Annotated in this window: 1 protein-coding gene; it reads left to right on the top strand. The window is 67.8% G+C overall.

What is annotated here, in order from left to right; genetic code table 11:
• The coding region (locus AC1DWI_RS26000; RefSeq protein ID WP_477726307.1) for an MFS transporter at positions 1-537 on the top strand (537 nt) is incomplete at both ends.

Below are 537 nucleotides of genomic sequence, written 5' to 3'. Positions count from 1 at the left end.
CGCCAACGTGGTCGGCGTACTGTGGGCCGCGGCCATGTTTGCCTGGTTCTTTATTTCGGCGTTGTATATGCAACTGGTGCTGGGCTACAGCGCCCTGCAGGTCGGCCTGGGCTTTTTGCCCGCCAACCTGATCATGGCCGCGTTCTCGCTCGGCCTGTCGGCCAAAATCGTCATGCGTTTCGGCATACGCGCACCGCTGTCTGCCGGCCTGCTGCTGGCCGCCCTGGGCCTGGCCTTGTTCGCGCGTGCGCCGGTGGGCGGCGGCTTTGTGCTCGACGTGTTGCCCGGCATGCTGCTGCTGGGGCTGGGGGCCGGCATGGCCTTCAACCCGGTGTTGCTGGCCGCCATGAGCGACGTGGACCCAGCCGAGTCCGGTATTGCCTCGGGCGTGGTCAATACCTCCTTCATGATGGGCGGCGCGTTGGGGTTGGCGGTGCTGGCCAGCCTGGCGGCGGCGCGCACCGGTTCGCTGGCCGGTGCGGGTGCCGATGCCGTGGTGGCGCTCAATGGCGGCTACCAGCTGGCGTTTGTCATCGG

The organism is Polaromonas sp. P3_C2, from assembly GCF_056402675.1.
This window is presented reverse-complemented; position numbering and strand designations above follow the sequence as displayed.